Here is a 14,735-nt window from a genome sequence, read left to right as displayed (position 1 = left end):
AGTCCGCGGCGACTGCGCATTGCGGGGCGGCTTCGGCCGCCCCTTTTCATTTCCGCCCCGTCCTTCCAGCGCTCAATCCGCCGTCACCACGAGTGGCATCAGCACCTCACCGGTTTCCAGCAGCGTTTTGAGATTCGAGACGATGCGCGGCCAGCCGCCCGACACCTTCTCGATGAATTTCGAACCGGGCCGCGCCACGCGATGCGTGATCGTGAGCTTGACCGCATGCTCGACGGGCTCGATCTCGATCGTGCAGAACGAATCGCCCTCGGCGTTCAGTTCGTGCAGGAACATGTTGCGCCAGCGCAGCACGAGCCGCTTCGGCGGGTCCGATTCCACCACCGCGCCCGAGTCGGCAATGCGGCCATCGGCAAAACGCAGCGACCACGGCGAGCCGGTTTGCCAGTCGCACTCGTGATGCATGCCGAACCAGTAGCGCTCGGTGAATTCGCGGCGCGTGAGCGCTTCCCACAGTGCCTGCGGGGTCGTGCGGATGAACGTGACATAGACGAACGTCGAGTCGCCGGCGGCGCTGCTTTCCGTGCGCTTTTCGCTACTCATGACTGCCTCCTTCGAGCGAACGTTTGAGGTCGACGAGCGCGCCTACGCGCTCGCGTTCGAACTTGCCGATCCAGCGCGCGGCAATCTCGCCGATGGGCACCGGATTGATGAAATGCCGCTTTTCGCGGCCACGCCGTTCGGTCGCGACGAGATTCGCCTCCTCCAGCACGGCGAGATGCTTCGTCACCGCCTGGCGCGACATGGCCAGCCCCTCGCACAAATCGGTGAGCGTCTGCCCGTTTTGCGCATGGAGGCGGTCGAGCAACTGGCGACGGCTCGCGTCGGCCAGCGCCCGGAATACGGCGTCGTCGTTCATGCGGTCATTATGCAACCCAATGGTTGCATGTCAAGACGAGAAAACGGGGGGAGATGCGCGGGGTGAGGTGTGCCCAGCCTCCGTCACGTGCGATCACTCCCCGTCGGTCGCCTGATCGGCTGCATCGGGCTGCTTGCGCGGGCGGCCGCCCTTGCGCCCGTTGGCGCGGGCCGCCGCCGCCTTGGCCGGCGAGGTGGCCGAACCCATGGCGCGGGCGAGCTCGCTCATCCATTCCTGCGTGCCGAACACGCCTTGCAGCAACCCCGGCGCCCACAGCAGCAGATCGAGTCGCGGGAAGTAGAGGGACTGGCCGCCGCCCCACACCTCGACCTGCGCCAGTTGCGCGGCCGTGGGCGGCCGCTCGAGGGTTTGCAGTTCCTGAATGAGCGCGACGGGAACGGCGAGTCCCACGCCGTTGGCGAACTCGATTTCGAGCCGCGTGTGGGCGCGACTGTAGCGCGCCGCCACGGCAACCGGACTCTGCGCGCTCGCCTTGCGCGCCGCCGCGATCTGCTTCTTGCTAATGGAATCCATGGATCCTCCACCATGCCATGCACAACCGTTTGATTTCCGGCTCGAGCACGCGCGCGAGACGCATGACCTGCTGCTCCGCAAGCTCGTAAAGCTCGCGCAATTCGAGCGGACCGTCAGGGCAATTCAGCTTGAGCACACACGATCCTTGCGGACTTGCGACGTGAACGTGAGCGGGACGATGGTCGTGCGGAAAAATCGCCACGCGGTAACCCGGTACGCGAAGAACAGTGGGCATGGTTCGGATACTAACCTAACGTTGGGTTTATGGGGCCTCTTGTCGAAGCGTGCGTGCACTGCATTTGTCGCAGGACAAACTTCGGTATCCGCACGAATTCAGCATATCGACTGGGCGTGCGACGCGAACGTCGTCCGTTCGACATAGGCGCATTCCGAGCCACGATCCCGGCGGTCCCGGCAAACGCGCATTCCCGCGCAAACGCACGGCGAAAAAAAAGCGGCGCCGCAGCGCCGCTCTCCCGCAACCCACCTGCTCCGTTCAATCGAGCTTGAACTGCCCCACCGCATCGGCGAGATTGGCGGCCTGACCGCGCAGCGCCGCCGCAGCGGCCGTCGACTGCTCGACGAGCGCCGCGTTCTGCTGAACCATCTCGTCGAGCTGGCTCACCGCGCGGTTCACTTCCTGGATGCCGCGCGTTTGCTCGCCGGCCGCATTGGTCACTTCCGAGATGATGGTCGTCACGTTCGAGACGTTCGAAACGATCTCGTCCATCGTCTCGCCCGCGCGGCGCACGAGTTGCGAGCCCGAACTCACGCTCGACACCGTCGATTCGATCAGCGCCTTGATCTCGCGCGCGGCCTGCGCGCTGCGTTGCGCGAGGCTGCGCACCTCACCCGCCACCACCGCGAAACCCCGGCCCTGCTCGCCCGCACGCGCCGCTTCCACGGCCGCATTCAACGCGAGGATGTTGGTCTGGAACGCAATGCCGTCGATCACGCCGATGATGTCCGCGATCTTCACCGATGCCTTTTCGATGTCGCCCATCGTGTGCACGACGTCGCCGATCACCGAGCCGCCGCGCGAAGCCGCCTGCGATGCCGTGGCCGCCGTCACGTCGGCCTGCTGCGCCGCGTTTGCCGACTGGGCGACCGTCGCCGTGATCTCCTCCATCGAAGCGGCCGTTTCTTCGAGGCTCGCCGCCGCCGATTCCGTGCGGCCCGACAGATCGACGTTGCCCGCCGCGATCTCGTCGCTCGCGGTGCGCACCGACTCGCTCGCCTCGCGAATGTGGCGCATCACGTCGCGCAGCTTGTCCATGAATGCGTTGAACGAGCGCGCGATCTGCGCGACTTCGTCGTTGCCCACGGCGGGCAGACGCTTCGTGAGATCGCCTTCACCGGCGCTGATCGCGTCCATCGCGTCGCGCACGCGCGAGAGGCGCTGGAACGACACCGCGGTCGCGCCCGCCACGATTAGCGCCGCCGCCAGCGCGATCACCACGAGCGCGATGAGCGAAGCCGTCAGGAGCGAACGCATGGCCGCCGTCGCGTCGTAGCGGTCGAGCGCGACGATCAGGCGCCAGTCGGTGCCGGGAATCGTTTGCGCGCGCATCAGCTTGATGTCGCCGTTCACGTCGACCTTGAGCGGCGCGCTGGCGGTGTACAGCGCGTTGAGCCGGTCGCCGGCCAGCTCGGGCGCGAGCTCCGCAACGGGCTTGAGCGTGAGCTTCGGGTCCGGGTGCGCGACGATCGCGCCGCTTGCGTCCACCAGCATGCCGAAGCTCGCGGGCGTGGGATGGATCGAGCGAACGTTGTCGAGCACGCTGTCCATCGTCACGTCGCCGGAGATGACGCCCTTCACCGCGCCGTCGCGGATCACGGGCTGCGCGAAGGCCACCACGAGCTTGCCGGTCGCAACGTCCAGATAAGGCGGCGTGACGACGGCCTTGCCCGCCGCCACGGCCTGTTTGTACCAGGGGCGCCCGGTCGGATCGTAATCGGGCGGAATGCCGTCGGAGGTCGAGAACTTCGCCGTGCGGTCGGCATATCCCACGTACACGTTCGTAAAGCCGCCCGCCGCCGCCACCTGCTTGAGCGCCGGCAGCGGGTCGGGCCCGAGCACGGCGTCCTGCAACGAGCCGATCATCCGCGTATGCGTGGCCACCCATTCGGCTATGCCCTGCTCATGACTGTCTTCGACGGCGCTGAGCGTGCTGTCGATCGAATCCTTGTTGTGCGAGTTGGCAACGAAGTAGTTGAGCGCCGCGTTCACGGCGAGCGCGGCCACGACGATGACGACGCAAAGCGCGACGATGCGCGCGCGGATGGTAGAGAACATGGGAGGGGAAAGCCGTGTGGAAATGAGGGGAATCCTGCGCAACCTGGTCTGGAACTACCAGGGTTTACGGCAGGTCACACGGCATTCTTGAGGGCGGATCGCAGACAATGCGCCTCAGTTGCGCCTCAGTTGCGTTTTAGATGCGCATTACATGCGATTCGGCGCGCGATAAGCGAAATTATCAGACAAATAACTGACCGGGCCGGGCGCACCGGCCCGGTTCCCCGACCGCTTTCCCGGATTACTTCCCCGTGGCGGCGGCCTTCTTCTCGCCGATACGGCTTTCCTTGCCGGCGATGAGCTTGGAGATGTTCGCGCGATGCCGCCAGAAGAGGAGCACGCTCATGGCGAGGATGGCGAGCGCGACAACACGCGGGCCGAACATGAACACGTAGTAGAGCGGCGCGAACACGGCGGCCGCGAGCGCCGCGAGCGACGAATAGCGCGTGAAGAACGCCACGATGAGCCAGGTGGCGAGCGTGGCGGCGCCCAGTATCGGGTTCACGGCGAGCAGCACGCCGGCGGCCGTCGCCACGCCCTTGCCGCCCTGGAAGCGGAAGAACACGGGATAAAGGTGACCCAGGAACACCGCGATGGCCGCGAGCGCGATGGCCGGATCGCCGAGTCCGTAGCCCGGCCCGAAGTGCACGACGAGCCAGACGGCGAACCAGCCCTTGAACGCGTCGCCGATCAGCGTGAGGATCGCGGCCTTCTTGTTGCCGCTGCGCAGCACGTTGGTCGCGCCGGGATTGCCCGAGCCGTAGGAGCGCGGATCGTCGAGGCCCATGAGGCGGCTCACGATCACGGCGAACGAAACCGAACCGATCAGATAGGCAAGAACGGCGACGAACAGGTTGTACATGCACGAAACCCGGTGGAAGTGGAAAGCGGTGCGCGATGCGCGAAGGCGCCCATTCTACCGAAGCGCGGGCAGCCCTTGCCCGCGCGCCGGGAACATACGAGGGAAAACCAGGGTAAATCAGGGAAACAACGCAAGCTCACGCGCAGGCGCGCGCCTCACTCGACACTCGCGCACTGCACCGGCTTCGCGCCGAGCAGCGAGGTGAGCACCGCGGGGGCGAGGCTCACGAGATAGCCGCGCCGCCCGCCGTTGAGCCAGATTTCATCGAGTTCGAGTATGGTCGATTCGACGTACACGGGCATGGTTTTCTTCGTGCCGAACGGCGACGTGCCGCCCACCAGATAGCCCGAATGGCGATTCGCGACTTCGGGCTTGCACGGCTCCACGCGCTTCGCGCCGATCTGCCGCGCGAGGTTCTTGGTCGAGACCTTGCGGTCGCCGTGCATGAGGACGATGAGCGGCTTGGCGCGCTCGTCTTCCATCACCAGCGTCTTCACGACGCGATGTTCGTCCACGCCGAGCTGGCGCGCGGACTCTTCCGTGCCGCCATGCTCGACATACTCATAGGGATGCTCGCCGAAAGCGACGCCCGCGCGGCGCAGCATCTGCGTGGCGGGCGTTTCGGACACGTGTTTCGTTTTGCTCATCGGCGCATTGTAAACGCACTAACCGCACGGCCCGCGCGGGCCCGGCCAACCGCGCCTGGCCGCTCAGCCGCGCGGATGATGCTTCGCGTGCAGCAGTCGCAGCCGCTCGCGCGCGACGTGCGTATAGATCTGCGTGGTGGAGATGTCGCTGTGGCCAAGCAGCAGTTGCACGACGCGCAGGTCGGCGCCGTGATTGAGCAGGTGCGTGGCGAACGCGTGGCGCATCGTGTGCGGCGAAAGCGGCGCGTGCACGCCCGCCGCCGCCGCGTGACGCTTGATGATGTGCCAGAACTGCTGGCGCGTCATGCCTTCGGCGCGCGCGGTCACGAAAAGCGCGTCGGCCGTGCGCGCGCCGAGCAGCGCGGGCCGCGACTCGCGCAGGTAACGCTCGATCCACGCGTGGGCCTCTTCGCCGAACGGAATGAGCCGCTCCTTCGAACCCTTGCCGAGCACGCGCACGACGCCTTCGTTCAGGCCCACCTCGACGGTCTTGAGCGTGACCAGCTCGGTCACGCGCAGGCCGCTTGCGTACATGAGTTCGAGCATCGTGCGATCGCGCAGGCCGAGCGGCGTATTGACGTCGGGCGCACCGAGCAGCGCCTCGACCTGCGCCTCGCTCAAGGTGGACGGAAAACGCGGCGGCTGCTTTGCCGAGCGAATCCGCACGGTCGGGTCCGCATGCACGCGCTGCTCGCGCAGCGCCCAGCCGTAGTAGCGGCGAAACACCGAAAGACGCCGGTTCGCCGAGGTCGATTTGTCGTCCTTGCGGCACGCGCTGTAGGCGAGCAGATCGTCTTCGTGAGTCGTGTCGAGCGCGTTGGCGCGCTCGCGCGCGAGCCACTGCGCGAAAAGGCGCAAGTCGCGCCGGTACGCATCGAGCGTGTTGCGCGAGAGGCCGTGCTCGAGCCACATGGCGTCGCAGAACGTGTCGATGCAGGTGAGGCTCGCCGAGAGCGCTTCGGCCGCGGCGGGGTCGAGGGCTTCGTCGTCCGCGCTGTTCAGCTCGTTGTTCACCTCGTCGTGTGCCTCGTCGTGTGCCTCGTCGTGTGCCTCGTCGTGTGCCTCGTCGTGTGCCTCGTCGTGCACCTGGTCATGCGCCTCGTCGTTTGCGTCGCTCGCGGCGAGCGGCGGCGGATTCGTCGTCATCGTCATCGGTTTATCGCAGCTCAAATCGGTTGGCGGTGCATTCGTGGGCGAGCAGCCAGCGCTTCACGTCGCGAAAGAAGCCTTCGCCGCCGTGATGCGCGAATCCGCCGATCCCGCTCGCCGACACCACGCGATGACACGGAATCACGATCGGAAAGGGATTGTCGCCGCACGCCTGCCCCACGGCGCGCGGGCTCACGCTGCCAATGCGCTTCGCGAGCTCGCCGTAGGTGAGCATGTCGCCCGCCGCGATCGAGCAGATGCCGTCCCACACGCGCCGCTGGAACGCCGTGCCCTGCGACAAGGCGAGCGGCAGGTCGAAGGCGGCGTCGGCGTTCTCGAAATAGCGCTCGATCTGCCCGGCCGCGCGCGCGGCGAGTTCGCAATCGGGCTCGACGCCGGCCGTCTGCGCGGGCAGATACACGATCTCGCGCAGCGCTTCGCCGCTCGCACGTATGCCGACCTTGCCGAACGGCGCGGCGATCACCGCGTTGAACATCGTTGCCTCCTTCGTGCGCGAGCGTTGCACGCCATGGTGCCGCGTTGCGCGCGCGATTTCCAGCACGTCATCGCTCATCTCCACCTCTCTCGCCCTGTCTTCTCACGCCGCCTCCAGCGCCCACAGCACGTGCTCGCGCACGAGCGCAGACTCATCGTGCTCGCGCGCGCGCAATGCCGCGACGATGGCCGCGCGCTCGGGCGCGTGTTGCACGTGTTGCGCGTCGTCGCGCGTGGCGCGCAACGCATTGCCCATCGCGACCGCCAGATTGCGCGACCAGCACTCGTAACCGATGCGCCGGATCGCGCTGCCCTGCATGCGCTCGTCGAACTGCGCCGCGCTCCAGCCGAACAGGTCGACGAGGCTCGCGCGATCGAGTCCGTGACGCACGTCGAAGTCGGCGACCGGCGCGGCCTGCGCGAACTTGTTCCATGGGCACACGAGCTGGCAGTCGTCGCAGCCATACACACGATTGCCGATCAGCTCGCGCAATGCCAGGGGAATGCTGCCCTTGAGTTCGATCGTCAGGTACGAAATGCAGCGGCGCGCATCCACGCGATACGGCCCGGTGATCGCGCCGGTCGGGCACGCGCTGATGCAGCGCGTGCAACTGCCGCAATGCGAGCCCGGCGTCTCGGGCGCGGCGCTCGCCGGGTCGTCGGCGTCGGTGGGCAGCGGCACGTCCACGTAGATCTCGCCGAGAAAGAACAGCGAGCCCGCGTCGCGCTGCAAGAGCAGCGTGTGCTTGCCGCGCCAGCCCACTCCGGCTTTCTGCGCAAGCTCGACTTCGAGCACGGGCGCGGAGTCGGTGAACACGCGATAGCCGAAGCCGCCGATCTCGGCCTCGATGCGATCGGCAAGCTGCTGCAACCGCGCGCGCAGCACCTTGTGATAATCGCGGCCACGCGCGTAGATCGAGACAACAGCCGCGTGCGGGTCGGCGAGGCGCGCGTGTTCGCGCAAGCGCCAGTCGGCGTGGATGGTCTCGCGGGCAACGTTCGTGCCAGGCACGGCGCTTGTCTCGGCGCCGCCTTGCGAAGCACTTTCGTGTGTCTTTCCCGTTGCATTCGGCGCGAGCGTATCGGCGGGCAAATAGGCCATGCGCACGGAGATCACGCGTCGCGTGCCGGCCACAAGCTCGGCGGGCCGCGCGCGTTTCATCCCATGTTTGGCCATATAATCCATCTCGCCGTGGCAGCCCGCTTCGAGCCACGCGGCGAGGCCCGCCTCGGCATGGGAAAGGTCGGTGTCGCTGATACCGATCGCACCGAACCCCAGCTCGCGCCCCCACGTCCTGATACGCGCCGCGAGCGCGGCAAGCGCCGCCTCATCGAGCGGCGCGGCCTGCCCGCTGGCAGGCACAGACGAATCTCGCGGCGCCTGAGCTTGAGCCTGCGCTTGAGCACGCGCCTGAGCGGACGTTGGGTCGAGCGCCTCCGAAGACGCGCGCGCATCCTGCGCGCGGTGGGAAGAGGAATGCGTGGGGTTCATTACGTCATTTTACGAGAATGCCCGACACGCCCGGTCACGACCACGCGCCGCTTCCGCTTGATCCGTCAGTCGACGTTCTTCTCGAGCGCCGTTTCGATCTCGCGGACGCCGCCGCCACCGACGCCTTCGGCGCACGCTTCGCGCATGCGCTGGACTCGCTGCGCGCGAATGATGCGCGAAACAGCGTACAAAACCACGGCGCCCCGCCCTTTCATGGCCTGCACGTGCAACTGCACGGCGACCTCGGCGCGGGCAAAACCTCGCTCGTGCGCGCCACCTTGCGCGCGCTCGGTCACACGGGCCGCGTGCGCAGCCCGACGTACACGCTCGTTGAGCCCTACGTGGTTGCAGCGCCGAATGGGGAACTCCAGCTCTACCACTTCGATCTGTACCGTTTCAGCGATCCGGCCGAATGGGCCGACTCGGGCTTTCGCGAATACTTCGCGCAAGATGCGGTGTGCCTCGTCGAATGGCCGCAACGCGCGGGCGGCCTGCTGGGCGTACCCGATCTCGTGTTCTCGCTCGAGCCGGATGCAAGCGGCGAAGGCCGCGTGCTCACCGCCTACGCATACAGCGCATCAGGAAAGGCATGTCTAGAAAGATGTTGATCAAACCGTTCCGCTCGATCGAATCGGCCGCCACCGCCACGCACAACTGGCGTCGCCGGCAGATTCTGAAGGCGGGCGCCTCCACGCTCGTGCTCGGCCTCTCCGTCGCGGCGCCGCGCCTCGCGTGGGCCACCTCCGTAATTGGCGTGCGCGTGTGGCCCGCGCGCGACTACACGCGCGTGACCATCGAGTCGGACCAGCCGCTCCAGAACTCGCAGCAACTGCTGCAAGGCCCCGATCGTCTCGTCGTCGACCTGAGCGGACTCGATCTCGACGACGCGCTCAAGAATCTCGTCTCCAAGATCACGCCGAACGATCCGCAAATCCAGGCGGTGCGCGTGGGGCAGTACCAGCAGCACGTCGTGCGCATGGTGTTCGACCTCAAGGGCTCGGTCAAGCCGCAGGTGTTCATGCTCCAGCCGGTGGGCTCCTACAAGTACCGGCTCGTGTTCGACCTTTATCCGGCGGTCGCGCCCGACCCGCTCATGGACCTCCTCGCGCAGACCGAGCGCAAGCAGCAGCAGCTCGACGCCCGCGAGGCAATGAAGGACAGCGCGCCGCCTTCCACGCCGTCGACGCTGGCCGGGCCCAACACGCCGCCCGCGCACGACAACAGCGACGCCTTCTTCGAGCGCTACGCGCAGAACGACGCGAATGCCTCGTCCGGCGCGCCGCATCCCGCGCCGCCGGTTCCGCCGGCCGTGGTCGTGCCGCCGTCGCCGAAGCCCGCGGTGCCGAAGCCGCCCGTCATCGCGCAGCGTAACAACGCAAACAACGCGAACACCGGAAGCGACGACGGCGCAAGCAGCGACGACTACGGCTTCACCGCGCCGAAGCCCGGCAAACGCGGCACCACGCGCCTGTTGACCGTCGCGATCGACCCCGGCCACGGCGGCGAAGATCCGGGCGCGATCGGCAGTGCGGGCACCTACGAGAAGCACGTCGCGCTCGACATCGCGAAGAAGCTGCGCGCGAAGATCGACGCCCAGCCCAATATGCGCGCGATGATGACGCGCGACGCCGACTTCTTCGTGCCGCTGAACGTGCGCGTGCAGAAGGCGCGCCGCGTGGGTGCGGACCTGTTCGTCTCGATTCACGCCGACGCGTTCACCACACCCGCCGCGCGCGGCTCGTCGGTGTTCGCGCTGTCGGAGCACGGGGCTTCCAGCGCGGCCGCGCGCTGGATGGCGAACAAGGAAAACTCGTCGGACCAGATCGGCGGCATCAGCGTGCAGACGGCCGACGCCGCCGTGAACCGCGCGCTCTTCGACATGTCGACAACGGCGCAGATCCGCGACTCGCTGCGCTACGGCGGCTTCGTGCTCAACGAGGTCGGCGAGATCAACAAGCTGCACAAGGGCTCGGTCGAGCAGGCGGGCTTCGCGGTGCTCAAGGCCCCCGACATTCCGTCGATCCTCGTGGAAACGGCCTTCATCAGCAATCCCGAGGAAGAGAGCAAGCTCAACGACGACGCCTATCGCGACAAGATGGCCAACGCCATCATGAAGGGCATCAAGCGCTATTTCGCGGCCAACCCGCCGCTCGCGAAGAGCCGCATGACCTGAGGCCGCGAAGCCTCACTGCGCGCCGCAACGAAAACGCCGCGCAAGCCCGAAGGCTTGCGCGGCGTTTTCGTTTGCAGCCTCAATCGAAGACTCGGGCGCGGCTTCAGGAACGCACTGCGCCCAGACGCTGCTTGACCCAGCCGCCGAACACGTTGACGGCCAGCCCGCCCATCACGAGCACGGCGCCCCCGATCTCGGCGGCCGTGAGCTGCTCGCCGAGCAGCAGCGACGCCGAAGCCAGCCCGACGATCGGCACGAGCAGCGAGAACGGCGCGACCTGGCTTGCGGGGTACTTCGAAAGCAGGCGGCTCCAGAGGCTATAGCCGACCAGCGTCGCGACGAACGCGAGATAGACGATCGCGCCCACCGAAGCCATGCCGATGCCCGCAAGCGCCTGACCCATGCGCTGCGGCCCCTCCATCCAGTACGACAGCACGAGGAACGGCAGCGGCGGCACGAGGCTCGCCCACACCACGAGGCCAACGAGATCCACCTTGCCCACCTTCTTCGTGACGATATTGCCGAGCGCCCACATGCACGCGGCGCACAGCGTGAGCAGGAAACCGGCGATGGTCATGCCGCCCGCACTGCTGCCCATCGACTGCATGCCGATCAGCGCGAGCCCGCCCGCGGCGATCAACAAGCCGATCACGTTCTGCGCGTGAAAGCGCTCGTGCAGGAAGAACGCCGCGAAACCGAGCGTGAAAAACGCCTGCGCCTGCAACACGACCGAGGCGAGGCCCGCGGGCATGCCCACGTACATCGCCGTGAAGAGAAACGCGAACTGGCCAAGCGAGATCGTCGCGCCATAGGCCAGCAGCCAGCGCAGCGGCATTTGCGGGCGCTTCACGAACAGCACCGCCGGGAACGCCGCCAGCATGAAGCGCAGCGCGCCGAGCAGGAGCGGCGGCACGCCGTGCAGCCCCACCTTGATCACCACGAAATTCACGCCCCACGCGAGCACCACCACCAGCGCGAGCAACAAGTCCTTCGGCGACATCTCCTGCTCTCCCCATTTTTTTCGTCGAATTCGCGAGTTTACCGCCTCGCGCCGCAACGCGCCGAGCCTCCACGCGTTAGCCACACACCGCGAAGCCCGGCGTTAGAATGAGCGCCTGCTGCGCGCGCGGCCCGCCCGCGCGCCGATTCCGGCACCCGATCCCGCCACGACATCCGTGCCGTACGACTCATCAAGGAAGCGTCCATGTCCTCATCGATCAAAGCGGTACTCAAGCCTCATCAACGCGACATCGGCAATCTGTATGTGCGGCGCGTGCTGCCCGCGCTCGCGGCCCGCCTTGTCGGCCCGTTCATCTTCTTCGACCACATGGGCCCCGCCACCCTCGCGCCGGGCGCGGGCGTGGACGTGCGCCCGCACCCGCACATCGGCCTGGCCACCGTCACGTATCTGTTCGACGGCGCGCTCATGCATCGCGACAGCATCGGTTCGAGCCAGAAGATCGTGCCCGGCGACGTGAACTGGATGACGGCCGGGCGCGGCATCGTCCACTCCGAGCGCACGCCGGAGGAAGACCGCGCCACCGGCCTCACCATGCACGGCATCCAGACCTGGGTGGCCCTGCCCTTCGATCACGAAGACACGGAGCCGTCGTTCTTCCATCACGCCGGCGACACGCTGCCCGAAATCGAGCGCAACGGCGTTGCCATGCGCGTGATCGCGGGCACGGCGTTCGGCGCCACCTCGCCCGTCGAGACCTTCTCGGGCACGCTCTACGTGGCCGCCGACTTCGCGCCGGGCAGCGCCGTCGCGCTCGACGCGGAGCATGAGGAACGCGGCGTCTACCTCGTGGAAGGCGACCTCGCCATCGACGGCACGCCGCTCGAACAGCACACCATGGCCGTGCTCGTGCCCGGCGAAACCGTCACGCTTTCGAGCGCGAACGGGGCGCGCGTGATGCTGCTGGGCGGCGAGAAGCTCGAAGGCGAGCGCTTCATCGAATGGAATTTCGTGGCAAGCTCGCGCGAAAAGATCGAAGCCGCGAAAGCGGCCTGGACGCGCCAGGAAATGGGGCATGTTCCCGGCGAAACGGAATGGATTCCGCTGCCGGAGAAAAAGCCGCGCTGATCGGGCGAAGCCAGCGCAAAGGAAACACGCGCGCCGCGGCCGGTTTCAAGCGATTTCAAGCGGTTGAAACCGGTCAATACCAATTGAAACCCGCGCGTTTCGTCCCCAACTAGCGACGTAACGGATATCCCAAACGAGGACGCAATGGACACCACTCTCGCCACTTTCGAAAAAGACGTGATCGAAGCGTCGGCGCTCGCGCCGGTGCTGGTCGACTTCTGGGCGCCCTGGTGCGGCCCGTGCAAGACGCTCGGGCCGATGCTCGAAAAGCTCGAAACCGAGTACGCGGGCAAATGGAAGCTCGTGAAGGTGAATGTCGACGAGAACCAGGAACTGGCCGCGCACTTCAACGTGCGCAGCATTCCGCACGTCGTGGCGTTCGCCGATCGCCAGGCTGTCGACCAGTTCATCGGCGTGCTGCCCGAAGGCCAGTTGCGCCAGTTCCTCGACGGCCTGATTCCCGATGGCGCCGACGCCGCGCGCCGCGCGGCCCAGGAAGCGCTCGCCGATGGCCGCCGCGACGAAGCCTACGAGGCGCTACAGGCCGCGCTCGCCTTCGATCCGGGCAACGACGAAGTGCGCATGGACCTGATCGAGATGCTGCTCGCCGACAACCGCGCCGACGACGCGCAAAAGGAAGTCGAGCTGCTTTCGCCCAAGACCACGCAGGGCATCGACGCGCGCTTCAACGCGCTCAAGACGCGCCTGGACGCGCTCGACGCCGCCGCCGACCTGCCGCCCACCGACGCGCTCGAAGCCCAGGTGGCCGCCAACGCCGGCGACCTCGAAGCGCGCTTCGATCTGGCGAACGCGCTGATCGCCCGGCGCAAGTATGCGGGGGCACTGGAGCACCTGCTGGAGATCGTCAAGCGCGACCGCGCGTTTCGCGACGACATCGGCCGCAAGACCATGCTTTCCGTGTTCGATCTCGCGGCACACCAGCCGCAGCTCGTGAGCGAGTGGCGGCGCAAGCTGAGTTCAGCGTTGAACTGATCGCACGCGGCGCGAATCTGCCCGATTCGGCTTCGATTCAGCGCCCAAAAAAGCAAAACGCACGGCCTTCACGGGCCGTGCGTTTTTTTTCGCCGATGCGATCCCGCGCGGGGTCAGCCGGTCGTCGCCCGATGCGCCAGCGCGCGCAACACATACGCGGCGGCGGCGAAGCCAAAGCTTGCGGTCACGCATACGCTCGACCCGAAGCCCGCGCAATTGAGCCCCACCGGGCCGTGATGTCCCGGCGACGTGCTCACGTGCTCGGCCTCGGCGTCGATATCGCACACGGCCGCTTCGGGATAGATGAGCGGCTCGTCCGAATACACGGCGCTCACCTTGAACCTGGCCTTCGGCCCGCGCGGAAAGCCGTGCTGCTTGCGCAACTGGCCGCGCACCTTGGAAAGCAGCGGGTCCTGGATCGTGAGCGCGAGGTCGTCGATGCGAATGCGCGTGGGATCGAGCTGCCCGCCCGCGCCGCCCACCGTGATGAGCGGCACGCGATGCTCGACGCACCAGGCGATCAGCGCGGTCTTGGTGCGCACGCTGTCGATGGCGTCGATCACGTAGTCGAAGCCGCCGCCCAGCAGCTCGGCGAAGTTCGAGGGTTCGACAAAATCCTCGACGAGGCGCACTTCGCAGGCCGGGTCGATAAGCTTGATGCGCTCGGCCATGGCCTCGACCTTGGGCTTGCCGTAGTTGCCGTCGAGCGCATGGATCTGGCGGTTGGTGTTGCTCTCGGCCACGTTGTCGAGGTCGATCAAGGTGAGCTTGCCGATCGCGCTGCGCGCGAGCGCCTCGGCAACCCACGAGCCCACGCCGCCAATGCCGATCACGGCCACATGGGCGCGCTCGAACGCATCGAGCGCGGGTGCGCCATAAAGCCGCGCGATTCCGCCGAATCGGCGGGCCCGGTCGGCAACATCGGCGGCGGGGCTCGCGGTAAGATCGACGGAGCCGGCGGCAACAGGGGAATTCGGGATACTGGACATGACGGTAGGCAATCGGTAAGCGGACCAGGGAGCGCTTCCACACGGCGCTCACGGTCCTGGCAAGACCCGTATTTTGCCTGATCGCGTGAAGCAGGACCTGGCGCCGCCCCGCTTCGCGAGCCGAACACCGCGAACCGGTGCG

At 67.0% G+C, this 14,735-nt stretch carries 17 protein-coding genes; 5 read left to right on the top strand and 12 right to left on the bottom strand.

All coding sequences use genetic code 11. From position 1 onward, the window contains the following. Nucleotides 1-72 precede the first annotated feature (72 nt). From C7401_RS16405 to queG, 10 genes are all read right to left on the bottom strand, one after another. The gene (locus C7401_RS16405; protein ID WP_112172461.1) at nt 73-561 is read right to left on the bottom strand and encodes an SRPBCC family protein; all 489 of its coding nucleotides are present in this window, start codon (nt 559-561) and stop codon (nt 73-75) included. Beyond that, the gene (locus C7401_RS16400) at nt 554-877 is read right to left on the bottom strand and encodes an ArsR/SmtB family transcription factor (protein WP_112172460.1); all 324 of its coding nucleotides are present in this window, start codon (nt 875-877) and stop codon (nt 554-556) included. The genes C7401_RS16405 and C7401_RS16400 overlap by 8 nt, the downstream gene beginning before the upstream one ends. Before the next feature lie 93 nt (nt 878-970). Next, nucleotides 971-1,411, bottom strand: coding sequence for a DUF2442 domain-containing protein (locus tag C7401_RS16395; protein ID WP_112172459.1), 441 nt, complete (start codon nt 1,409-1,411; stop codon nt 971-973). Continuing rightward, on the bottom strand, nt 1,398-1,646 hold the full coding sequence (locus C7401_RS16390) for a DUF4160 domain-containing protein (RefSeq protein ID WP_112172458.1): 249 nt from the start codon (nt 1,644-1,646) through the stop codon (nt 1,398-1,400). The genes C7401_RS16395 and C7401_RS16390 overlap by 14 nt, the downstream gene beginning before the upstream one ends. 261 nt (nt 1,647-1,907) lie before the next feature. Next, nucleotides 1,908-3,707 (bottom strand): methyl-accepting chemotaxis protein, encoded by a 1,800-nt coding sequence (locus tag C7401_RS16385; protein WP_112172457.1) that lies wholly within the window; start codon nt 3,705-3,707, stop codon nt 1,908-1,910. A gap of 241 nt (nt 3,708-3,948) precedes the next feature. Continuing rightward, entirely contained in the window at nt 3,949-4,569 is a 621-nt protein-coding gene (gene plsY / locus C7401_RS16380) for a glycerol-3-phosphate 1-O-acyltransferase PlsY (protein ID WP_112172456.1), read from the bottom strand. A 155-nt stretch (nt 4,570-4,724) separates the two neighbouring features. Then, complete coding sequence (gene ybaK / locus C7401_RS16375) at nt 4,725-5,216, bottom strand: Cys-tRNA(Pro) deacylase (protein ID WP_112172455.1); 492 nt, start codon at nt 5,214-5,216, stop codon at nt 4,725-4,727. 63 nt (nt 5,217-5,279) lie between these two features. After that, complete coding sequence (gene xerD, locus C7401_RS16370; RefSeq protein ID WP_373864440.1) at nt 5,280-6,218, bottom strand: site-specific tyrosine recombinase XerD; 939 nt, start codon at nt 6,216-6,218, stop codon at nt 5,280-5,282. Between the two features lie 154 nt (nt 6,219-6,372). Then, nucleotides 6,373-6,861, bottom strand: a complete 489-nt coding sequence (locus tag C7401_RS16365) for a methylated-DNA--[protein]-cysteine S-methyltransferase (RefSeq protein WP_112172663.1) — start codon at nt 6,859-6,861, stop codon at nt 6,373-6,375. A 102-nt stretch (nt 6,862-6,963) separates the two neighbouring features. Further along, nucleotides 6,964-8,223, bottom strand: coding sequence for a tRNA epoxyqueuosine(34) reductase QueG (queG, locus tag C7401_RS16360; protein WP_258397100.1), 1,260 nt, complete (start codon nt 8,221-8,223; stop codon nt 6,964-6,966). A 146-nt stretch (nt 8,224-8,369) separates the two neighbouring features. Between queG and tsaE the strand changes: the two genes are divergently transcribed. Both tsaE and C7401_RS16350 read left to right on the top strand, forming a co-directional pair. Continuing rightward, complete coding sequence (gene tsaE, locus C7401_RS16355; RefSeq protein WP_112172453.1) at nt 8,370-8,960, top strand: tRNA (adenosine(37)-N6)-threonylcarbamoyltransferase complex ATPase subunit type 1 TsaE; 591 nt, start codon at nt 8,370-8,372, stop codon at nt 8,958-8,960. Then, the gene (locus C7401_RS16350; protein WP_112172452.1) at nt 8,942-10,525 is read left to right on the top strand and encodes an N-acetylmuramoyl-L-alanine amidase; all 1,584 of its coding nucleotides are present in this window, start codon (nt 8,942-8,944) and stop codon (nt 10,523-10,525) included. Before tsaE ends, C7401_RS16350 begins: the two co-directional genes overlap by 19 nt. 103 nt (nt 10,526-10,628) lie before the next feature. On the opposite strand, the gene C7401_RS16345 is transcribed toward C7401_RS16350, so the two are convergent. Beyond that, complete coding sequence (locus C7401_RS16345; RefSeq protein ID WP_112172451.1) at nt 10,629-11,525, bottom strand: EamA family transporter; 897 nt, start codon at nt 11,523-11,525, stop codon at nt 10,629-10,631. Between the two features lie 204 nt (nt 11,526-11,729). Here C7401_RS16345 and C7401_RS16340 point away from each other — a divergent pair, with 204 nt between their 5' ends. From C7401_RS16340 to trxA, 3 genes are read left to right on the top strand one after another with little or no spacing between them, the layout of a single operon-like run. Continuing rightward, entirely contained in the window at nt 11,730-12,611 is an 882-nt protein-coding gene (locus C7401_RS16340) for a pirin family protein (RefSeq protein ID WP_112172450.1), read from the top strand. Next, entirely contained in the window at nt 12,578-12,724 is a 147-nt protein-coding gene (locus tag C7401_RS45320) for a hypothetical protein (RefSeq protein ID WP_220092830.1), read from the top strand. Before C7401_RS16340 ends, C7401_RS45320 begins: the two co-directional genes overlap by 34 nt. A gap of 31 nt (nt 12,725-12,755) precedes the next feature. Beyond that, the gene (trxA, locus tag C7401_RS16335) at nt 12,756-13,604 is read left to right on the top strand and encodes a thioredoxin (protein WP_112172449.1); all 849 of its coding nucleotides are present in this window, start codon (nt 12,756-12,758) and stop codon (nt 13,602-13,604) included. Between the two features lie 113 nt (nt 13,605-13,717). Here the strand turns inward: trxA and tcdA are convergent, their stop codons facing one another. Then, the gene (gene tcdA / locus C7401_RS16330) at nt 13,718-14,593 is read right to left on the bottom strand and encodes a tRNA cyclic N6-threonylcarbamoyladenosine(37) synthase TcdA (RefSeq protein WP_258397099.1); all 876 of its coding nucleotides are present in this window, start codon (nt 14,591-14,593) and stop codon (nt 13,718-13,720) included. Nucleotides 14,594-14,735 lie beyond the last annotated feature (142 nt).

It is taken from the genome of Paraburkholderia unamae, assembly GCF_003268775.1.
Taxonomy (GTDB): domain Bacteria; phylum Pseudomonadota; class Gammaproteobacteria; order Burkholderiales; family Burkholderiaceae; genus Paraburkholderia; species Paraburkholderia unamae.
The sequence above is the reverse complement of the archived record's forward strand: the minus strand, read 5'-3'. Positions and strand labels throughout refer to the sequence as shown.